The sequence below is a fragment of the Actinoallomurus acaciae genome (assembly GCF_042429965.1).
Classification (GTDB): domain Bacteria; phylum Actinomycetota; class Actinomycetes; order Streptosporangiales; family Streptosporangiaceae; genus Actinoallomurus; species Actinoallomurus acaciae.
Window position 1 is genome coordinate 1 of the sequence record NZ_JBHLZP010000100.1, and the last position, 20,528, is coordinate 20,528.

Annotated in this window: 20 protein-coding genes and 2 pseudogenes; 5 read left to right on the forward strand and 17 right to left on the reverse strand. The window is 71.3% G+C overall.

Features of this window, described 5'->3' with window-relative positions; translation table 11 throughout:
* A pseudogene (locus ACFFNX_RS15890) lies at positions 1-165 on the reverse strand (MocR-like transcription factor YczR); the annotation flags it as partial.
* Positions 166-252: 87 nt separating this feature from the next.
* On the opposite strand from ACFFNX_RS15890, the gene yczE reads away from it, so the two are divergent.
* Complete coding sequence (yczE, locus tag ACFFNX_RS15895; RefSeq protein ID WP_378201776.1) at positions 253-843, forward strand: membrane protein YczE; 591 nt, start codon at positions 253-255, stop codon at positions 841-843.
* Positions 844-861: 18 nt separating this feature from the next.
* Here the strand turns inward: yczE and ACFFNX_RS15900 are convergent, their stop codons facing one another.
* On the reverse strand, positions 862-2,349 hold the full coding sequence (locus tag ACFFNX_RS15900; protein ID WP_378201779.1) for an MFS transporter: 1,488 nt from the start codon (positions 2,347-2,349) through the stop codon (positions 862-864).
* Positions 2,350-2,542: 193 nt separating this feature from the next.
* Here ACFFNX_RS15900 and ACFFNX_RS15905 point away from each other — a divergent pair, with 193 nt between their 5' ends.
* On the forward strand, positions 2,543-4,351 hold the full coding sequence (locus tag ACFFNX_RS15905; protein WP_378201782.1) for a glycoside hydrolase family 15 protein: 1,809 nt from the start codon (positions 2,543-2,545) through the stop codon (positions 4,349-4,351).
* Positions 4,352-4,384: 33 nt separating this feature from the next.
* Here the strand turns inward: ACFFNX_RS15905 and trxA are convergent, their stop codons facing one another.
* The 7 genes from trxA to ACFFNX_RS15940 all read right to left on the reverse strand — a co-directional run bounded on the left by trxA (position 4,385) and on the right by ACFFNX_RS15940 (position 10,324).
* The gene (gene trxA / locus ACFFNX_RS15910) at positions 4,385-4,699 is read right to left on the reverse strand and encodes a thioredoxin (RefSeq protein ID WP_378201785.1); all 315 of its coding nucleotides are present in this window, start codon (positions 4,697-4,699) and stop codon (positions 4,385-4,387) included.
* 99 nt (positions 4,700-4,798) lie between these two features.
* Entirely contained in the window at positions 4,799-5,662 is an 864-nt protein-coding gene (locus ACFFNX_RS15915) for a hypothetical protein (RefSeq protein ID WP_378201788.1), read from the reverse strand.
* The gene (locus tag ACFFNX_RS15920; protein ID WP_378201791.1) at positions 5,659-6,570 is read right to left on the reverse strand and encodes a S66 peptidase family protein; all 912 of its coding nucleotides are present in this window, start codon (positions 6,568-6,570) and stop codon (positions 5,659-5,661) included. The genes ACFFNX_RS15915 and ACFFNX_RS15920 overlap by 4 nt, the downstream gene beginning before the upstream one ends.
* A gap of 91 nt (positions 6,571-6,661) precedes the next feature.
* Positions 6,662-7,402, reverse strand: coding sequence for an SIR2 family NAD-dependent protein deacylase (locus ACFFNX_RS15925; RefSeq protein WP_378201794.1), 741 nt, complete (start codon positions 7,400-7,402; stop codon positions 6,662-6,664).
* A 68-nt stretch (positions 7,403-7,470) separates the two neighbouring features.
* A complete protein-coding gene (locus ACFFNX_RS15930; protein WP_378201827.1) occupies positions 7,471-8,703 on the reverse strand; it encodes an alanine racemase in 1,233 nt (410 codons plus the stop codon).
* Positions 8,704-8,859: 156 nt separating this feature from the next.
* Positions 8,860-9,432, reverse strand: coding sequence for a dienelactone hydrolase family protein (locus ACFFNX_RS15935; RefSeq protein WP_378201797.1), 573 nt, complete (start codon positions 9,430-9,432; stop codon positions 8,860-8,862).
* Between the two features lie 25 nt (positions 9,433-9,457).
* Positions 9,458-10,324, reverse strand: a complete 867-nt coding sequence (locus tag ACFFNX_RS15940) for a thermonuclease family protein (protein WP_378201800.1) — start codon at positions 10,322-10,324, stop codon at positions 9,458-9,460.
* Between the two features lie 355 nt (positions 10,325-10,679).
* Here ACFFNX_RS15940 and ACFFNX_RS15945 point away from each other — a divergent pair, with 355 nt between their 5' ends.
* Complete coding sequence (locus tag ACFFNX_RS15945; protein ID WP_378201803.1) at positions 10,680-11,063, forward strand: RidA family protein; 384 nt, start codon at positions 10,680-10,682, stop codon at positions 11,061-11,063.
* A gap of 40 nt (positions 11,064-11,103) precedes the next feature.
* Positions 11,104-12,039: a sulfotransferase family protein gene (locus tag ACFFNX_RS15950; RefSeq protein WP_378201806.1), complete on the forward strand. Its 936-nt coding sequence runs from the start codon at positions 11,104-11,106 to the stop codon at positions 12,037-12,039.
* Positions 12,040-12,290: 251 nt separating this feature from the next.
* Here the strand turns inward: ACFFNX_RS15950 and ACFFNX_RS15955 are convergent, their stop codons facing one another.
* From ACFFNX_RS15955 to ACFFNX_RS15990, 8 genes are all read right to left on the reverse strand, one after another.
* Complete coding sequence (locus ACFFNX_RS15955) at positions 12,291-12,716, reverse strand: hypothetical protein (protein WP_378201809.1); 426 nt, start codon at positions 12,714-12,716, stop codon at positions 12,291-12,293.
* A 42-nt stretch (positions 12,717-12,758) separates the two neighbouring features.
* Positions 12,759-13,223, reverse strand: coding sequence for a hypothetical protein (locus ACFFNX_RS15960; protein WP_378201812.1), 465 nt, complete (start codon positions 13,221-13,223; stop codon positions 12,759-12,761).
* A 60-nt stretch (positions 13,224-13,283) separates the two neighbouring features.
* Positions 13,284-15,227: an ABC transporter ATP-binding protein gene (locus ACFFNX_RS15965; protein ID WP_378201830.1), complete on the reverse strand. Its 1,944-nt coding sequence runs from the start codon at positions 15,225-15,227 to the stop codon at positions 13,284-13,286.
* A 224-nt stretch (positions 15,228-15,451) separates the two neighbouring features.
* The gene (locus tag ACFFNX_RS15970) at positions 15,452-15,820 is read right to left on the reverse strand and encodes a LytR/AlgR family response regulator transcription factor (RefSeq protein WP_378201815.1); all 369 of its coding nucleotides are present in this window, start codon (positions 15,818-15,820) and stop codon (positions 15,452-15,454) included.
* A gap of 16 nt (positions 15,821-15,836) precedes the next feature.
* Complete coding sequence (locus ACFFNX_RS15975; RefSeq protein WP_378201818.1) at positions 15,837-16,970, reverse strand: glutathione-independent formaldehyde dehydrogenase; 1,134 nt, start codon at positions 16,968-16,970, stop codon at positions 15,837-15,839.
* A 232-nt stretch (positions 16,971-17,202) separates the two neighbouring features.
* Entirely contained in the window at positions 17,203-17,985 is a 783-nt protein-coding gene (locus ACFFNX_RS15980) for an enoyl-CoA hydratase/isomerase family protein (RefSeq protein ID WP_378201821.1), read from the reverse strand.
* A gap of 160 nt (positions 17,986-18,145) precedes the next feature.
* Positions 18,146-18,358, reverse strand: coding sequence for a helix-turn-helix domain-containing protein (locus tag ACFFNX_RS15985; RefSeq protein ID WP_141961196.1), 213 nt, complete (start codon positions 18,356-18,358; stop codon positions 18,146-18,148).
* A 126-nt stretch (positions 18,359-18,484) separates the two neighbouring features.
* Positions 18,485-20,083 (reverse strand): ABC-F family ATP-binding cassette domain-containing protein, encoded by a 1,599-nt coding sequence (locus ACFFNX_RS15990; RefSeq protein ID WP_378201824.1) that lies wholly within the window; start codon positions 20,081-20,083, stop codon positions 18,485-18,487.
* 227 nt (positions 20,084-20,310) lie between these two features.
* Between ACFFNX_RS15990 and ACFFNX_RS15995 the strand changes: the two are divergent.
* A pseudogene (locus tag ACFFNX_RS15995) lies at positions 20,311-20,528 on the forward strand (universal stress protein); the annotation flags it as partial.

Genomic DNA, 20,528 nt, shown 5'->3' on the forward strand with positions numbered 1-20,528 from the left:
GGCGGCCAGGTCGCGCTCGGCGGGCAGCCGCGTGCGCAGGGGCAGGCCGCCGTCGAGCACGAGGCCGCTCAGCGTGGCGGCGATCGCGGCGTCGTACGGCCGCTCCGAGGGCGGTCCGCCGAGGAGCCGGGCGAGGTTGGCGGCATTGATGGACCTGGTCGACATGGGGCCACTTTTCACGATTGGCCCTTATCTTTCAAGCCACTTCTCTGCGGTAATTGGCTCCATCCGCACCAATGAGAGGTAAGGCACGTGCTCGTACGTCGATTGGCCCAGCTCTACATCGGATTGGCCCTGTACGGCCTGGGCATCGCCCTACAGGTCGCCTCCCGGCTGGGCAACGACCCCTGGGACACGCTCCATCAGGGCCTCGCGCGCCAGACCGGCCTGTCGATCGGCACCTGGATCATCATCGCGGGCGCGCTGGTCATGCTGTTGTGGATCCCGCTCCGGCAGCGCCCGGGGATCGGCACGCTCAGCAACGTCATCCTCGTCGGCGTGTTCGCCGACCTGTTCCTCTGGCTGCTGCCCGACCCGCACGGCCTTCCGCTGCGCTCGGGATACCTGGTCGCGGCCATCCTCGTCGGCGGCTTCGCGACGGGCTGCTACATCGGCGCGGGCCTGGGCCCCGGCCCGCGCGACGGGCTGATGACCGGCCTCGCGGCGCGCGGCCACTCCGTGCGGATCGTGCGCACCGGCATCGAGGTCACCGTGCTGCTCCTCGGCTGGGCGCTCGGCGGGACCGTCGGCGTCGGCACGCTGCTGTACGCCCTGACGATCGGCCCGCTCGCCCACGTCTTCCTGCCGCTGCTGACGGTCGAACGATCCCCGGCGGCGGCCTGACGGACCCAGGCGGCCGGCTCAGGCGCCGGGGCCGAGCCGGTCGTCGAGATGGTCGCGCGGGCGGCGCACCGACGACAGGGGCGCGGCGACGTCCTCCAGCGAGGTGCGCTCGGCCCGTACGCCCCAGAACGCCGCCACCGCCCCGGCGGCGCCCATGACGCCGGAGGCGACCAGGTAGGCGACGAACAGGCGGCTCCGGTCCGGATGCGCCTGGTTGCCGATCAGCGAGCCGACGATCGTCGGGCCGAACGACCCGAACACCTGGGCGATCGCGAAGAACAGGGCGATCGCCTGGGCGCGCAACTCCATCGGGAAGATCTCGCTGACGGTCAGATAGCCCGAACTGGCCGCCGCCGACGCGATGAAGAAGATCACCGACCACAGCACGGTCTGCGTGACGGCCGTCAGCAGGCCGCGCTGGAACAGGTAGCCGCTGACGGCCATGAGCACGCCCGAGACGATGTACGTGCCGGCGATCATCTGCCGGCGGCCGACCGTGTCGAACAGCCGGCCGATGAGCAGCGGGCCGAGCAGGTTGCCCGCGGCGAAGGGGAAGAAGTACTTGGGCACGTCGTGGTCGGCGACACCGTAGAAGTGCTTGAGCACCAGCCCGTACGTGAAGAAGATCGCGTTGTACAGGAGGGACTGGCTGATCATCAGGACCGCGCCGAGCACCGAGCGCTTGGGGTACTCGCGGAACAACGTCCGCGCCACCAGCGCGAACGACACCGCCTCCCGCGCCCGCACCTCGATGTAGCGGCTCTCGTCGACCGCGGGCAGCCGCACTCCGGACGCCTCGACCTCGCGTTCGATCCGCGCCACCGTGCGCTCCGCCTCACCGGCGCGGCCGTGCATGAGCTGCCAGCGCGGGCTCTCCGGCAGCCTACGGCGCAGACCCCAGATGCCGACGCCGATCAGCGGTCCGATGAGAAACCCGATGCGCCAGCCGATGTCCGGCGGCAGCAGTCCGGGGTTGAGCAGCACGTACTCGCCGAGCGAGGCGAGGATCGCGCCGAACCAGTAGGTGCCGCTGACGGCGAGGTCGACCCTTCCCCGGAACCGCGCGGGGATGAGCTCGTCGATCGCCGAGTGGATCGCGGCGTACTCCCCGCCGATCCCCGCCCCCGCCGCGAACCGGAAGACGAGGAAGATCGGGTAGCCGAAGGACAGCGCGGTCAGGGCGTTGGCGGCCAGGTAGAGCCCGAGCGTGACGATGAACAGCCGGCGCCGGCCCAGCCGGTCCGAGATCCGGCCGAAGACCAGCGCGCCCAGCACCTCCCCGAGCAGGAAGACCGTCCCGGCGAAGCCGACCTGCCCGGAGCCGAGATGGAGCGTGTCCGCGCGCTGGAGCACCGGCCCGACGATGCTGGCGATCTGCACCTCGAGCCCGTCCAGGACCCAGGCGACCCCGAGCGCGGCGATCATCCGGGTGTGGAACCGCGACCAGGGCAGCCGGTCGATCCGGGCGGGCACCAGGCTTCGTACGGTCTCATCCGTTCTGCCCATTCCGCCGCCCCCGATCCGGTGTCATTCCGGCTTGCGACCAGGCCGATCCATCGAAGCGGCGATCGAGTGATTACTTACCGTCATCGCCATAGGTAAACAGCCGGTCAGGTCGACAGATTCGCCAGATACGGGGCTCGGTACCGCGTTACCGTACGCACTGCGTCGAAATCAGCCACGACAAGGGGGAATCGCATTGTCTGCGCCCATCGAGGACTATGCGCTCATCGGTGATCTGTTCAGCTGCGCACTCGTCGGACTCGACGGATCCATCGACTGGCTGTGCCTTCCCCGGCTCGACTCCCCCGCCTGCTTCGCCGGCCTGCTCGGCGACCCCGGCAACGGCCGCTGGCAGATCGCGCCGGTCTCCGGCGGCAAGGCGACCCGGCGGCGGTACCGGGGCGACACGCTCATCCTCGAGACCGAGTGGGAGACCCCGGAGGGCACCGTCCGCGTCGTCGACTTCATGCCCGAGCGCGGCGAGGCGGCGGACGTCGTGCGCATCGTCGAGGGCGTCTCCGGACGGGTGCCGATGCGCCTGGACCTGCGGATCCGGTTCGACTACGGCCGGGCCATCCCGTGGATGCGGCGGATCGGCGACCACCTCACCGGCATCGCCGGCCCCGACTCGGTGTGGCTGCGCAGCCCGATCGAGCTGGAGGGCCGCGACTTCTCCCACCGCGCGACGTTCGTCGTCTGCGCGGGCGACTCGCTGCCGTTCGTGTTCACCTGGCATCCCTCGCACCTGCCGGCCCCGCGCGACGTCGACCCCTACGAGGCGCTCGACGGCACCGAGCGCTTCTGGACCGAGTGGGCCGCGCAGTGCACCTACTCCGGCCGCTACCGCGACGCCGTCGTCCGCTCGCTCGCCACGCTGAAGGCGCTGACCTACGACCCGACCGGCGGCATCGTCGCGGCGGCCACGACCTCCCTGCCCGAGGCGGTCGGCGGCGTACGCAACTGGGACTACCGCTTCTGCTGGCTGCGCGACGCCACGATGACCCTGGAGGCCCTGCTGCGCAGCGGCTACCGCGACGAGGCCAAGGCCTGGCGGTCGTGGCTGATGCGCGCGGTCGCCGGCAGTCCGGAGGACCTGCAGATCATGTACGGCGTGGCCGGCGAGCGCCGGCTGGAGGAGTACGAGCTGGACTGGCTGGCGGGTTATGAGAACTCCCGGCCGGTCCGCGTCGGCAACTCCGCCGCCAAGCAGCTCCAGCTCGACGTGTACGGCGAGGTCGCCGACTCGCTGTTCCTCGCGCTGGGCAGCGGTATCCAGCAGGAACGGCACGCCTGGTCGCTGCAGAGCGCGATGATGGGCTTCGTCGAGCTGCACTGGAACGACCCGGACGAGGGCCTGTGGGAGGTCCGCGGGCCGCGCCGGCACTTCGTGCACTCCAAGGTCATGACCTGGGTCGCGGTGGACCGCGCGGTCCGCATGGTGGAGAACTTCGACCGGCGCGGCCCGGTCGAGCACTGGCGTGCGCTGCGCGACGAGATCCACCGTGAGGTCTGCGCGAAGGGCTTCGACGCCGACCGCAACACCTTCACCCAGTCGTACGGCTCACGCGAGCTGGACGCGGCGCTGCTGCTCATCCCCCGCGTCGGCTTCCTGCCCGCGAACGACCCCCGCGTCATCGGCACGGTCGAGGCGGTGCAGCGGGAACTCACCACCGACGGGTTCGTCCAGCGGTACGCCACCGGCGACGACGAACACGGCGTCGACGGGCTGGCCGGCCGCGAGGGGGCGTTCCTCGCGTGCAGCTTCTGGATGGCCGGCGCGCTGCAGCAGATCGGCCGCGCCAAGGAGGCGCGGGACCTGTTCGAGCGGCTGCTGGACCTGCGCAACGACGTCGGCCTGCTCGCCGAGGAGTACGACCCGCGGCTGAAGCGCCAGGTCGGCAACTTCCCGCAGGCGTTCAGCCACGTGCCCCTGGTGCTGACCGCCTACGACCTCGAAGGCCACGACGGCATGCGCGGCGCCGGTCACGCCGCCGCGCAGCCGTAGAGGCGGCGTCGGTCACCGCGACGGCGACTCGTCTCAGAGGTGCGGCTCCAGGTCGGCGAGCAGGGCTCGCTTGGACCGGGCGCCCACGATCTGGTGGACGACCTCGCCGTCGCGGTAGAGGTTCAGCGTGGGGAAGCCGAGCACCTGGTACCTGCGCGCGATCTCCGGGTGGTCGTCGCCGTTGATCTTGGCGACGGTGAGACGGTCGCCGTACTCCGCCTCCAGCTGTTCGAGGATCGGCGCGATCAGCCGGCACGGCGGGCACCACTCGGCCCAGAAGTCGACCAGCACCGGCCGGTCGCCGTGGAGCACCTGCGCGTCGAAGTTGTCGGTCGTCAGTTCGATCATCGTCTTCCTCCGGAGAGGGCGCACCGGCCCCTGATCTGTGGTCGGCACCGACGCTAGGCCCTGACACCGGCGTCAAGGTCAAGCCCGCGCGACGACGGATCAGGGAAGGGAGGCGACGAACCGCAGGAAGTCCTCCGGCAGCCGGGCGGGCCCGGTGTTCGCCCGCTCCAGCAGCGTGAGGCTACCGCCGCGGTGCCACCAGAACAGGTCCGGCGTCAGCGAGCCGGGCCCGTCCTCGTGAGTGTCGGCGGCGAACGCGCGCAGGCGCTCGGCGCTGATCAGCGCCGTGTCCTTGCGGATCGTGCACGCGGCGATCGTGCTGCGGGTGGGCGCGACGGCGAGCACGCCGTAGGGGCCGGGATCGAGGTAGGACTCCAGCCACACCAGATGCGTCGCGGCGTAGAACGTCGAGCCCTCCAGCACGCGGATGCCGGTGTCGTCGATGACGTCGCACTCGAGCGGGCCGTCGGCGCGGACGCCGTCGCGGCCGACCGCGAACAGCTCGTCGGCGGTCACGGGCCAGCCGACCACGTCGTCGGTGACGACGGTGCGCACGGTCGTCGGCGTGTCGGCGACGATCGCCTCGATCAGGCCGGGCGCGAACGGACGGGAGATCAGCCGGGCGGTACGGGCCTCGGCCGGGTAGATCCGCGAGCGCAACAGCCCGCGTACGAGCGCGAAGTCGCTGAGGTCCAGCGGCTCTTCGATGGCGGTGATGATCGTGCCGACGTGGTCGGCGACCAGCGCGGGCCAGTCGTCACGCGGGACCAGCCGGGCGAGCTGGCGCAGGTTGCGCATGCCGATGTGCAGACGCTGCGGGCCGTCGAGGAGCATCACGTCGCCGGGAACCGCGCGGCAGCCGTAGCCGTGGCTCTCGGCGACCAGCACCACGAGCGAGTCGAGCGCGGGGTCGGAGCCGTCGGCCGCGGTGGGCCTGCGGTCGCGCCTCTCGAAGGTGGTCACGGTGTCTCCTCGCCAGGGTGTGAAAGCACCCGCGCGTCCGCGTCGAGCCCAACGTCGACGCCGAGCCGGATCGTACGCTGCCCGGGACCGTGGCCGACCGCGACGCCCCCCAGGATCGGCACGCCGATCGGCACGAGGCGGTCGGCGAAGACCGCGTCGAGGTCGCCGCAGCCGACCCAGGTGCCGAGCACGATCCCGGCGACGCCCTCGAACCAGCCCGCCTGCAGGAGCTGGGTCAGCATGCGATCGACGCGGTACGGCGCCTCGTTGACGTCTTCCAGGAACGCGATACGGTCGGTGGCCGGCTCCGGGGCGTGCGGAGTGCCGAGCAGGGATGTGAGCAGCGCCAGGTTGCCGCCCGTCAGCGTTCCCCGCGCCCGGCCGCCGCGCAGGGTCCGCGAGCCGTGCACCGTGACGCCCGTTCCGAACAGGGCCTCGCGCAGATGGGCGATCGTCTCCGCCTCGCCGTCGGCGAGGGTGGAGACGACCATCGGCCCGAACGAGGTCGGCACGCCGAGACGCCGGCCGAACGCGACGTGCAGGGCGGTGATGTCGCTGGACCCGTGCAGGAGCTTGGGCGTCGCGTGGGCCATCGTGTCCCAGTCGAGATGGTCGAGCACCCGGGCGGCACCGTAGCCGCCGCGCGCGCAGATCACCGCCGAGATCCCCGGGTCGCACCAGGCCGCCTGCAGATCGGCGGCGCGTTCGTCGTCGGATCCGGCGAGGTAGGTCAGGCCCGACGGGGCACGGTCGAGGACATGTTTGCCCACGATCACGTCGAGGCCGAGGGAGCGCAGCACCGCACAGCCGCGCTCGAGCCGCTCCGGCTCGGCGGGATAGCTCGGAGCGACCACGGCGACCCTGTCCCCCACTCGAAGTGAGGGTGGTCCGCCCCCGAGGTCGCCCATGAAACTCTCCTTGTTATGTGGTCGGTCAGAGCATGACACCTGTGGGCCCCGAAGCGGAAGAGGTCATAAACCACACGCATGCAATTCGCCGTCAACAGGCCTCTGACAGGAGTGTCGGGAGGATGGTGCCGATCGGCTCGCGTACGATGGCGTCGGCGAGCCGGTCATACGGCGTCTCCTGCGCGTTGACGATGACGAGCCGCGCACCGCTCTCGACCGCGTCCACGCAGAGCCCGGCCGCCGGCTGCACGCCGAGCGACGAGCCGACCGCGAGAAAAACATCGCAGTCGCGCGCGGCCCGCTCCGCCGCGGCGAAGACATCCGGCCTCAGCGCCTGCCCGAACGAGATCGTCGCGGACTTCTGGATGCCGCCGCACTCCACGCACGGCGGGTCCTCCTCGCCCCGGTCGACGCGGGCGAGGACCTCCGGCATCGGCGTACGCCTCCCGCACCCGAGGCACTCGACCTCCAGCATCGTGCCGTGCACCTCGATGACCAGGCCCGGATCCGACCCGGCCTTCTGGTGCAGCCCGTCGATGTTCTGGGTGACGATCGCCCGGAGCCGCCCGGCCCGCTCCAGGTCCACGAGCGCACGGTGCCCGGCGTTCGGCTCGGCGCCCCAGGCCGGATGGTCGCGCCGTGACCGCCAGGCGCGCCGGCGTACGGCGGGATCGGCGAGGTACACGTCGAGGGTGGACATCGCGGCCGCCCGCGGGTCCTTGGTCCACACGCCCTGCGGACCACGGAAGTCCGGAATGCCGCTCTCCGTGCTGATGCCCGCCCCGGTGAGCACGGTGACCGCGCCCGCGTTCCGGAGCCATTCGCCGATCATGATCAAGAGCCTATGCCGTGACCGGTACCGGACACCCGGCGCGGGGCCACGCCACGCGGGGCCTTCGCCTAGAACCAGGTGCGGACCAGGTCGATCACCGTGTCGTCGGCCACGACCGGGAGCAGCTGCCACTTGTCGAACACCGTGCACGGATGGGACGGCCCGCAGTCGACCCAGTCGCCCACCTCGGCCGTGGTGCCGGACCCGAGCCGGAGGAACGCGTGCTGGTCGTTGAGCGCCGTCACCGTGCTGCCGGTCGCCGGCGAGCGGGTGCCGTCGGCGTGGCGTACGGTGTGCGGTTCGGGCAGGCCCTGGTCGAAGGAGACGTCGCGGCGGCCGAGGGTGAGCAGCGCGAGGTCGGGCTCGGGCCGGGAGGTCACCTGCGCCCACGCGTGCAGGGCCGGCCTGAACGGCGTGTCCCCGGCCCGGCGGAGCGGTGAGATGTCGCGGTAGAAGCCATCGTCGTGGGTGATGTACGCGCCGCTGCGCAGCACGGTGCGGGTGCCGTCGAACACGTCCGCGACCTGGTCGAAGAAGGCGCTGCCGCCCGCGCTGAGGATGGCGTCCTCGGGCAGTTCGAGCCGACCGGCCAGGTCGCGCAGGTCCCGCAGGTAGCGGTCGACCGTCGCGAGGCTCTCCGAAGTGGCGCCGTGCGCGATCGCGCCCTCGTACCCGGCCACCCCGGCGAGCCGGAGCCCGTCCGCGTCCCGGACCGCGCGGGCCACCGCCACGGCCGTCGCGACGTCACGCACGCCGGCACGCCCGTCCGGCGCTCCGAGCTCGACCAGCACGTCCACCGGCCGCGGCGCACCGCGGAGCGCCGCCGCCATGATCTCGACCCCGCGCACCGAGTCCGCGAAGCAGAACAGCGCGAACTCCGGGTCGCGCGCGACCTCACCGGCCACCCAGCGCAGCCCGGCCGGATCGACGAGCTGGTTGGCGACCATGACCCGCCGGACGCCGAAGGCCCGTGCCACGCGAAGCTGGGCGAAGTTGGCGACGGTGATCCCCCACGCGCCGTGCTCGAGCTGCCGCGCGAACAGCTGCGGGGCCATCGTGGTCTTGCCGTGCGGCGCGAGCAGCACGCCACGCCGCTCGCACCAGTCGCGCATGGTCGTCAGGTTGTGCTCCAGCGCCGCGGCGTCGAGCACGACGAGCGGCGGATGGAACCCGCCGTCGAACAGATTCCGGCGCTCGGCCGCGAGCTCCGCCACGGTCATCCCGGCGGCATCGGCCGGCATGCCCTTGAACCGCCAGTCGATCCGTTCCTCGCCCAGCCGTCGCAGCGCGCCGGCATCCATCACGGTCCACCGCCCCTCACTCGACGTGCCGCCTCCGGTGACTTCGCGGGCGGCGCCACCCCACGCTATGCCCCCGCCGGTGGGAACCCGGTCGCGCCCTTCCCGGGGCACAGAGCCTCGAACGCCCGCAGCGGGTTCGGCCGGGCAACGCCGCGGTCACAGCCCTTGGAGGAAGGTGAGGGCGCGCTCCCAGGCCGCGCGTGCCGACGGCTCGTCGTGGTCGGCCAGGCCGGGGTCGGTGAACAGGTGTCCCGCGCCCGGGTAGCGGAACAGCTCGGCGCGGGCGCCGACGCGGCGCATCCCCTCCTGCCACTCCTCCAGCCACTCGGCCGGCTCCCACTCGTCCGGGTCGGCGACGTGCAGTTGCACGGGCAGGCCGGTCGCGACCGTGTCCTCGGGGATCTCGGCGGTGCCGTGCATCAGCAGCAGTCCCCGCGCGCCCGCGCCGCGCAGGGCGAGGCGCTGGGCCAGGCTCGCGCCCAGGGACAAGCCCGCGAACACCGTGCTCTCCCTCGCGTACGGCGCCGCCGCGGCGGCGGCCCGCCGGGCCAGCTCCTCGGGTCCGATCTCGTCCCTGATCTTCAGGCCGGTCTCGGCGTCATCCGCCGTGCGGCCGTCGTACAGGTCGGGGACCACCACCTCGTGTCCGGTGGTGGCACGGATGCGGGCCGCGGCGTCGAGCACCGCGGCCCGCAGTCCGTACATCGAATGCAGCAGGACAACGGTCATCCCGCCATCCTGGCAGGAACGACCGTCACGCCTCGATGAACACCAGGTCCTCGGGCGGGTGGGTGAGCCGGATCTTCTGGCCGGACACGGCGGTGACGGTGTCCAGGCCGGTCGCGTGCGCCTCGGAGACGACGAACAGCCGGTCGTCGCGTGCGGCGAGGAAGGTCGTGAACCGGTCGAGGGACATGTCACCGGCGCCCAGGGCCAGGTAGTCCACCAGGCGGCGGAACAGCTTCGGCAGGATCACGATGTGGTCGTCCAGGTCGGTCAGGCTGGTCACGGTCGCGCCGCTGGTGGTGGCGTCGCCGCTCCACACGCCGTGACCCTTGGCGCGGGCCGCCTGGGTGACGGTGGTCAGCTCGGCGCGCAGGTCGGGGTACAGCTTGCTGTAGAACGTCGGGTAGACCAGCCCTTCGGAGAGCAACCGGTGGTTCACGCTCTCGCGCAGCGTGGCCGCGGTGACGCGCACCTGCGCGAGGTCGGTCTCCTCGCTCGTGCCCGCGTACGCGAACGCCACCGGCCGCCCGTACTTGTCGGCGAACCGGGTCAGGATGTAGCCCGGCGTCTCGTCGGGCGTGGCGCTGGTGATGACCTCCCGGTCGCGCTTGACGTCGCTGAAGCCCAGCAGCGTCAGCAGCCGGTCGGCGGCCGCGTGCCCGAGCGGGAGCGGCTGATGCTGGATGAAGCCCCCGTGGCCGTGCGGCGTGTAGTGCGTCTCCAGCGCGTCGATGGCGTCGAGCCGCAGTTGCACGGCGCCGGTCGCGCTCAGGTGCGCGTTCATGCGCAGTTTGACGAACGCCTCCGCGTCGTCGGGGTAGAAGTGGATCGAGTCGCCATCGGGCTGGCTGTGCAGGATCCGGTAGGAACCTTTGATCAGGCGTAGCGCCATCATCGCCCCCCTCCGCGCGGCGGCGTTCACCGCCGCGCACGTGCCCCCGACGCCGGCGACCCGCGCCGGCGTCTGCGATCGGCCGAGTCAACCAGCCGGAGTGGGCGTGAGCTCGTACCCGCGCCGATATCCGCAGGTCAGGGCCTGGCAAAGGTCTGTCCGGGTAAAGTCGGCGCCGTGGTCGCGGCCGTCGCGCCGACGGCGTCGAAGAGACGGGAGACGGTGCGTCGCGGGCGCTCGCGGACGGCGTGCACACGCGTCGGCCCGGCGTGACCACAAAGGCGGCGAAGTCAGTACCATCCTCTAGGAGCCGACGGCGCCGGGCCATCCGGCCGGGGCCAAGAGATGAGTAACCCGTATGAGTGACAAGATCGCTTTTCATACCGCGAAGGCCCCTCGGCCGGCCGCGGCCTACAGCCAGGGCGTCCGCAAGGGCGGCATCCTCCAGGTCGCCGGCCAGGTCCCGGTCGACCCCGAAACCGGGCTCGTCGTCGGCGAAACGGTGGGCGAGCAGACCCGCCAGGCGCTGGAGAACGTCCGGGCGGTGCTGGAGGAGGCCGGCTCCGGCTTCGACGACGTCGTGATGCTGCGGGTCCACCTCACGCGCCGGGAGGACTTCGCGGCGATGAACGCGGTGTATGAGAGCTACGTCAGCGAGCCCTATCCCGCGCGTACGACGGTGTTCGTCGGGCTGGCCGAAGGCCTGCTCGTCGAGATCGACGCGCTCGCGGTCGTCGGCTGACGAGCGCCGACGAAGCGGCCCCGTCCGAGGTGACACGCTGGTGACGCCCCCACGCTCCACGTCTCCGCACATCCTGGTGGTGAACGGCACCAAGGTCCGGCGTCCGGTCTTCCTGCTCGGTGCGCCCCATTCCGGCACGGACCTGGTGGCCCGTGCGATCCGCCAGTCGGCGACCTTCCACCTGACGATGGGCCGCCCCAACGTGGTGCGTACGGTCTACGCGTTCGCCCGGCGCCCCTCGATCGCGAGCGAGCGAGGGGCGGGCGCCGCCCGGGTGATGCGCGACGCCTACGCGCAGAGCTGGCAGGTCGCCCCGGACGGGTGCGGTGAGTGCCCGGCGCAGTGCCGTGACCTGGGGCGGCTCGGCCCGGACGGCGTCTGCGCCGATCCGCGCGGCATCCAGCGGTTCGCCGACGCGACGCCCGACCTGATCTACAGCACCGACGTCATCCTGGACGCCTTCCCCGACGCGCAACTGATCCAGGTGATCCGCGACGGCCGCGACGTCGTCGCCGGGATGATCTCTGATGAGCGCTGCCTCGCATGGTTCCGTCCCGGTTTCGCCAACCTGGACGAGGTGTTCCCCAACGCCTTCCTCGGCGTCGAGGACGCCACCGAGCGGGCGCGCTGGCCCCGGGCGGGCGTGGCGGTCAAGTGCGCGCTGCGCTGGCGCGGGTCGATCCGGCTCAGCGCCCGGCTGCGCGCCCAGACTCCCGACGATCAGCTGCTCACCATCCGCTACGAGGATCTGGTCACCCGCACCCGCGAGAGCCTGGGCGACATCTCCGACTACCTCGGGCAGCGGATCGCCAAGAGCGCGCTGCACGGCGTCGGCGACGACGACATCGGCATGTGGCAGGACCACCTCACGCTGAAGCAGGTCACTCAGGTGGAGAAGATCGCGGGGGCGGAGCTCCGCCGCCTCGGCTACCGGCCGAGCGGGCGCGAATGGCCGACGGCCGGAACCCGCTCGTAGCTCCAGCCGATCACCAGGCCGGCCGCGCCGCAACCGACGAGGAGCGCGGCGAACCGCCGTACCCCGCGTTTCGTCCTGCTCATCGCACTCACTCCGCGGTGAAGGGAATCGCCTGTCGCACCCCAGGGTGAGCCGGGCATGCGACAGGGGTATGGATTCGAAGATGCGCCTGCGTAAAGTCCGCCGGGCGGGCGCCCGTCACCCGGCTGGGCGGCGCCGGGCGGGTGGGTCCGCCCGGCGGCCACGCCCGGTCACTTCGTTCGCCAGCGCGGCCGGGTCTCGCCGGCCTTCTTGGTACACGTCAGCTTCTTGCCCGCGGATGACGTCGCGGTCGCGCCGGCCCGCGAGCAGAACTCACCGGCGCGTGCCGCCCCGGGGCCCGACGGAGCCTGGGAGTACCAGCGGGCGCGCTTGTCGCCGGGCTTCTTGAGACAGCGGGCCCAGCCGCCGTTCGCCGTCTTGCCCACCGCGTCGGTGGTCTTGCAGAAGCCGCCGACCCGTACGGTGCCGCGGACGGTCACCGAGGCGGACGGCGCGCGCGTCGCGGCCGGGGCATGGTGCCGCGCCTTCGGGCTCGCGCTCTGCGCGACCGTGGCGGCCTTCTTGTTCCCTCCACACCCGGTGAGCGGCATGATCGCGCTCAGGGCCACGCACGTCAGGACGAGCGGACGGTTCATCTGGTCCCCCGATGTCGACGCGCCCCCGCTCCGGTTCGGGACTCAGGGGCTGAAGTAGTGCTGCATGCGGACGATCCGGCCCTGGCCGTCGAACCAGAGCTCGAACATGTGGGCGCGGTCCAGCAGCGGGTGAAGCCGCCGGCTCAACCGTCGCAGGTCCTCGCCCAGCTGCACCGGGGTCAGCCGGACGCCGCGCACGTAGTCGGTGACGCCGTGGTCGACGATCGGCGCCGACGCGCGGATCACTGCTCCCGGCGCGATCGTCAACGGCGCGTAGCGCCCCACGGACGCCGGGCGCACCGTCTCCGGTCCCCCGTGCCGCACCATGCGGGCCGGCGCGAACAGCACACGGTCCGGGCTCGCCCCCGCCAGCACGAGGCCGAACACCCTGGAACGGCCCGCGTACGCCGGGTCCGCGCCGGCCGGCGCTCCGACGAGGAGCAGACCGCACGCCAGTGAGGCGGCGTACATCACCCAGCGTGCCCGGATGATGTACACAGTGCTCACACCGCTGGGTCTACCCTTGCCCCGTACGCCTCACTCCTCCCGCTTCTTCGGTGCGGCCACTCACGCCTGGGGCGCCGCGGCGGGTACGACGTCATCCGTCAGCGCCTGCCGGGCGAACTGGGTCTGGTAAAGCTCGGCGTACAGTCCGCCACGGTCGAGCAGTTCGTCGTGGTGGCCCCGCTCGACCACCCGGCCGCCGTCGATCACCAGGATCTGGTCGGCCTCGCGGATCGTCGACAGCCGGTGGGCGATGACGATCGACGTACGGCCCGCGAGGGCGCTCCTCAACGCCCGCTGTACCGCCGCCTCGGACTCGGAGTCCAGGTGCGCGGTCGCCTCGTCCAGCACCACGACCGAGGGCGCCTTGAGCAGCAGCCGGGCGATCGCCAGGCGCTGCTTCTCACCGCCGGACAGCCGGTAGCCCCGGTCGCCGACCACGGTGTCCAGGCCGTCCGGCATCTCCGCGACCAGGCCCCAGATCTGCGCCGCCCGCAGTGCCTCGACCAGTTCCTCATCGGTCGCGTCCGGCCGCGCGTACTCGAGGTTGGCGCGGATCGAGTCGTGGAACAGGTGCGCGTCCTGGGTGACGACGCCGATGGCGCCGCGCAGCGACTCCAGCGTGGCGTCGCGGACGTCCTGACCGCCGATGCGGACCACGCCGTCCGAGACGTCGTAGAGCCGGGACACGAGCTGGGTGATGGTCGTCTTGCCGGCGCCCGAGGGCCCGACGAGCGCGGTGAGGCTCCCCGGCTCGACGCGGAAGTCCACCCCGTGCAGCACCTCGCGGCTCGGCGCCGTGTCGGTCCGCGCGATCGACTCCAGGGAGGCCAGCGAGACCTCGGCGGCGGCCGGGTAGCGGAAGGTCACGTTGTCGAACTCCACGGCCGGAGCGTCCCCGCCGGGAGGCGGACCGGGGTGGGCCGGCCGGGATGAGGGCGTGGGCAGCGGCGTCGCGTCCGGCTTCTCGGCCACCATCGGCGGCAGGTCGAGCACCTCGAAGACACGGTCGAAGCTGACCAGGGCGGTCATCACGTCGACGTGCACGTTGGACAGCGCGGTGAGCGGGCCGTACATGCGGGTCAGCAGCGTGGCCAGGGCGACGAGGGTGCCGAGCTGGAAGCTGCCGTTCACCACCAGCGACCCGCCGACGCCGTACACCATGGCGGTGGCCAGCGAGGCGACGAGTGTCAGCGCGGTGAAGAACACGCGGCCGTACATGCCCGAGATGACGCCGATGTCGCGGACGCGTGCCGCCCGCCCCGCGAACATCGCCGACTCCTCCTCGGGGCGGCCGTACAGCTTGGCGAGCATCGCGCCCGCCACGTTGAACCGCTCGGTCATCAGCGAGCCCATCTCGGCGTCGAGCTGCATCTGCTCTCTGCTGATCTTCTGCAGCCGCCGCCCGACCCACTTGGCCGGGAAGATGAAGATCGGCAACAGGACCAGGGCGATGAGCGTGACCTGCCAGGACAGCACGAACATCGTGATCAGCACGAGGATCAGGCTGATCACGTTGGAGACCACCGAGGACAACGTCGTGGTGAGGGCGCGCTGGGCGCCGATGACGTCGCTGTTGAGCCGGCTGACGAGCGAGCCGGTCTGGGCGCGCATGAAGAACGCCACGGGCATGCGCTGAACGTGGTCGAAGACCTGGGTCCGCAGGTCGTAGATGAGTCCTTCACCGATGCGCGCGGAGTACCACCGCTGGGCCAGGCCGATCACCGCGTCGAAGAGCGCCAGCACCCCGACGGCGACCGCGAGCCCGACGACCAGGCCGGTCCGGTGGTGCACGATGCCGCGGTCGATGATCGCCTTGAGCAGCAGCGGGTTGGCCACCACGATGACGGCGGCGACCGCGTTCAACATCAGGAACAGGACGAGCTCGCGGACGTACGGGCGCGCGTAGGCGGCGATGCGGCGCACCGTGCCCGACTTCAGGCGCTCCTTGACCACCGAGTTGTCGCGGCGGAACGACATCATCACCATCCAGCCGTTGTCCGGCATTCCCACGGTGATTCCTCCCGGAGGTAAAGACGTAATCATGTAAGCACTGTTGCCAACACAACGCGCCGATGGCTGATTCCCATCGACAGGACCAGCCTGCGCCACGTTAGCGGGCGCCGTCATCGGCCCCCCTGCCGATCCGGGACGGTCCTTGCGACCTACGTCCGGGGAACGGCGGCGAGGCCCGTGCCGACATCGAGCCGCGTTGGACCGTGCGCGGCGGGTCAGGGCACGCCGGGGTTCGTCAGCAGGTCGCGGATGGCGTTGCCGGACAGGCGGGTCTTGGACAGGAAACCGATCGCCGGGCTGGCCGCGATCAGCTCGGCGAAGTCCGTTTCCACGTAGGTGGAGATCAGGATCACGTGAGGCGGCTCCGGGGCCTGCGCCAGTGCGCTCGCGAGGTCGAAGCCGTGTTCCTCGCCGAGCATGATGTCGACGAGCGCGACGTCGGGACGGAGCCGCTCGGCCTCCCGGAAGGCCTCGGCCGAGTTGGTGGCGACGCCGACGACGGCGATTCCGTCGCGCTTCAGAAGGTCGCGGGCGACCTGGAGGAAGCGCTCATTGTCGTCGACGATCAGACACCGGACGGCCATACCCTCAGACTCGCATTCACGGGTGCAGGACGACCTTCGTCCAGCCGTTCTTCCGGACATCGAACTGCTGGTAGCCCTTTGGCGCGTCATCGAGCGGCAACTCCTGGGACACCACGAAGGACGGCTCGGCCTTGTCGTCGGCGATCAGGTCGCGCAGGTGGCGGTTGTAGGCCTTGACGTTGCACTGGCCCGTGGCCATCGCCTGCCCCTTGAACCAGAACTCACCGAAGTTGAAGACGATCTCCCCGCGCTGGTCGAGGCGGTTCGCCGCGTGCGGGTCGTCGCGCACGAAGAGGCCGACGACCGCGATCGTGCCGGTGGGCCGCACCGAGGCGACCAGGTTGTTCAAGGTGATGTTCGGGCGCTCGACGCAGGCGATGTCGTGTGCCTGGAACCCGACGCACTCGCAGCCGCGGTCGGCGCCCTCGCCGCCGGTCAGGTCGAGCACCCGCTCGACCGGCGATGCCTCGCTGTAGTCGATCGGGATCGCCCCGATCTCCTCGGCGAGCCGCAGCCGGTCCGGATGCAGGTCGACCACCATCACGCGGCCGGCGCCCTTGATGATCGCGGAGTAGGCCGCCATGAGCCCGACCGGCCCGGCGCCGTAGATGACGACGGACTCACCCGGCCGGAGCCCCGCGATCTCGGTCGCGTGGTAGCCGGTCGGGAAGATGTCGGCGCACATCACATAGTCGGTCTCCTTTCCCGGTCCCTCCCGCGGAAGCCTGAGGCACATGAAGTCGCCGTGCGGGACGCGCATGTACTCCGCCTGGCCGCCGTCGTAGGGGCCCATGCCGGCGAACCCGAAGGCCGCGCCCGCGTACGGCGGGTTCGCCGTCAGGCAGAAGGCCGTCAGCCCACGCTCGCAGTTCTTGCAGTAACCGCAGCTGACGTTGAAGGGCACGCACACCTGGTCCCCCACGCGTACGTGCTCGACGGCCGCGCCGACCTCGATCACCTCACCGAGGTTCTCGTGCCCCAGTACAAGGCCGGGCTCGATGTTCGTCCGGCCCTCGTACATGTGGAGGTCGGAGCCGCAGATGCTCGTCGTCGTGACCTTGACCAGTACGTCCGTCGGCGCCTCGATCGCCGGATCGGGTACCTGCTCCACCCGGACGTCTTTCGGGCCGTGGTAGACCAGCGCTTTCACGGAGCCCCCTCTCGCGGACGTCATCGGCACGCGGACGGATCCGTACCCGTCTACCCGCCACTATCGCACCGGGTGGCACACATCACCGCAGGTAGGCCGCTGGTGAGGAACGCGACGCGATGGGCTCTCGTGGCGTTCGGAGGCCGGAGCGGACGCTGGGATGAGACGTCGCCGTGAGCGGCCGGGCGTGGTCCCCGAATCCGGTTCACGCCATGCCGCCACCCGGGCGTGATCAGGCGGACCGCTCGCCGGCCGGCTCGCTCAGGAGGGCGACCTGCTCGCGGCGTTCGGCCGCGGACTGCTCCTCCAGCGTGTTGCCCGGGGCGGCACGCAGCAGACGCTTGGTCGCCGCGGCCGTCGAGGGTCGTACGGCCAGGATCGCCGCGACGAGATCGTCCACCGCCTTGCCCAGGTCGGCGACGGGAACCACCAGCTCGGCGAGCCCGAGCCGGGCGGCCTCGTCGGCGAACACGGTGCGCGTGGTCAGGCAGAGCTCCAGTGCCCGCGGCACGCCGACGATGTCGACGAGCGGCTTGGTGCCGGTCAGGTCGGGCACGATGCCGAGCGCCGGCTCCTTCATCGCGAACTTGACGTCGTCGGCGACGATCCGCAGGTCACAGGCCAGGGCGAGCTGGAAGCCGCCCCCGATGGCGTGCCCCTGCACCGCCGCGACCGAGACGATGTCGGGCCGGCGCAGCCACAGGTAGCCCGCCTGCAGCCCGCGGATGAACTCCTCGTCCCGCGGAGCGAGGGCGTCCTCCCCCGGGACGCCCTCCGCGGTGAACAGCCGCAGGTCGATGCCGGCCGAGAACGCCGGCCCCTCCCCTCGCACGACGACGACCCGCACGCCGTCCGGGAGCGTGTCTCCGATCCGGGCCAGCGTCCGCCACGTGCTGAACGTCAGCGCGTTACGCCGCTCGGGCCGGGCCAGCGTGATCGTGGCCACGGCTCCGTCGACGGCGAGGCGCAGGCCCGCCTGCTCGAATTCGGCATCAGTGATGGGGCCGTCCGCCATGACCGTCCTTTCGTGGTCCGTCTCGGGGACGAACCGGTCCGCCGTCGTGCCCGACCTTAACGGGTCGGGCACGACGAGCGTCAGACGGCACGGCGCACGGAGCAGAGGGGAGCAGGCGTCAGAGACCGCTGTGAAACCGTCAGGGCTGCACGACGGCTCTTCAGGACTTCTTTCCGCGGGTCGCTCCACCCCGACCACGCAGGTTCACGCCCGACTCGGTGAGGATCCGGTGAATGAAGCCGTACGACCGGCCGGTCGCGGCGGCCAGGGCGCGGATGCTCTCACCGGAGTCGTAGCGTTTCTTCAGCTGCTCTGCCAACTTGTCTCTCTCGGCACCGGTCACGCGGGTGCCCTTCTTTAGGGTCTCGGCCACGAGTACCTCCCGTAGTGATGTGGTGACCGCTGCGTTATCCCCCGCCATGATCAGACATTCACGCGCGATCGGCTACCCACTACGCCAGAAAAGATCTGCTTCCTTGCGTACAGGTTGCGTCGCAGGTCAGGCAAGTGCCACGAGATCGGAAAATTCGTCACTCCAAATATCTTCGACACCATCAGGAAGCAAGATCACTCTTTCCGGTTGCAGCGCCTCCACCGCACCCTCATCGTGCGTCACAAGAACGATGGCGCCCGCGTACGTGCGGAGGGCCGCGAGGATCTCCTCCCGGCTCGCCGGATCGAGGTTGTTGGTGGGCTCGTCGAGGAGCAGGACGTTGGCGCTGGAGACCACGAGCGTCGCGAGCGCGAGGCGGGTCTTCTCCCCGCCGGACAGCACGCGCGCGGGCTTGTCGACGTCGTCGCCGGCGAACAGGAACGAGCCCAGGATCTTGCGTACCTCGACCTCCGGCAGGTCGGGTGCTGCCGTGCGCATGTTCTCCAGGACCGTGCGTTCCAGGTCGAGCGTCTCGTGCTCCTGGGCGTAGTAGCCGAGCCGCAGGCCGTGCCCGTCGATCCGCTCGCCGGTGTCGGCCTTCTCGACGCCGGCGAGCAGCCGCAGAAGCGTCGTTTTGCCCGCTCCGTTCAGGCCCAGGATCACCACGCGACTGCCGCGATCAACGGCCAGATCGACATCCGTGAAGACTTCCAACGAACCGTACGATTTCGACAAAGCTCGCGCCATGAGCGGCGTTTTGCCACACGGGGCGGGTGCGGGGAAGCGAATCCTGGCGACTTTGTCGGCCTTGCGCTCCTCCTCGACGCCCGCGAGCAGGCGCTGCGCCCGCCGCTCCATCTGCTGGGCGGCCCTGGCCTTCGTGGCCTTGGCGCGCATCTTGTCGGCCTGGGTCTGCAGGGTGCTCGCCTGGCGCTCGGCGTTGGCGCGCTCGCGCCGGCGGCGGCGCTCGTCGGTCTCCCGCTGGGCGAGGTACTTCTTCCAGCCCACGTTGTAGATGTCGATCACGTTGCGGTTCGCGTCGAGGTGGAACACCTTGTTGACCACCACGTCGAGCAGCCCGACGTCGTGGCTGATCACGATGAGGCCGCCCTGGTGGCTCTTGAGGAAGTCGCGCAGCCAGGTGATCGAGTCGGCGTCGAGGTGGTTCGTCGGCTCGTCGAGGAGCAGCGTGTCGGCGCCCGAGAACAGGATGCGGGCCAGTTCGACGCGGCGCCGCTGGCCGCCGGACAGGGTGCGCAGGGGCTGGCCGAGCACCCGGTCGGGCAGGTTCAGGCTGGAGGCGATCGAGGCGGCCTCGGCGTCGGCCGCGTAGCCGCCGAGGACGTGCAGCCGCTCCTCCAGCCGGCCGTAGCGACGGACGGCCTTGTCGCGCTCGGCGCCGTCGGCGGTCGCCATGCGCTCCTCGGCCTCCCGCATCTTCCGGATCACCTCGTCCAGGCCACGGGCGGACAGGATGCGGTCGCGGGCGAGGACCTCCAGGTCGCCGGTGCGCGGGTCCTGCGGCAGGTAGCCGACCGTGCCCGAGCGGCTCACCTGGCCCGACGCGGGCAGCCCCTCGCCGGCGAGCACACGCGTGAGGGTGGTCTTGCCGGCGCCGTTGCGGCCGACGAGGCCGACCCGGTCGCCGGGATTGACGCGGAACGAGGCGCCTTCGAGAAGCAGGCGGGCGCCGGCTCGCAGTTCGATGCCTTGGGCAGTGATCACGATGAGAACGCTCCTGGGGGGCGGGCTGGGGCGACTGCGGACGTCGAAAAGGGCGCCGCCCATGGCCCCGTACGGCCCGGCCGCGCCCTGGGAGCGCCTGATCAGCTCGCAAGCATGGCGTCAGTCTACGGGAGACGACGGCCCGTCACGAACACCGGCCGGGCCGGCGCGCGTCACAAGGCGGCCACGGCCCGCGTCATCCCGGCTTGCGGGGGAATGTTCGAGTCGTGATCCGGGAGCATCTGCTGGCGGGGTACGTCGATGACGCGGGGGGCCGTGACGCTCTGGCGCTCGCGCGGAGCATCGCGGAGGTGACGGGTGCGCGGCTCACGGTGGCCACGGTGCACTCGCCGGAGCGCGCCGCCTCGGCGGTCGAGGCGCGGGCGGCGCTCGGGCACGCCGCCGCCCTGCTCGAGGAGTTCCCGGCCGACCTCGTGTCGCACGA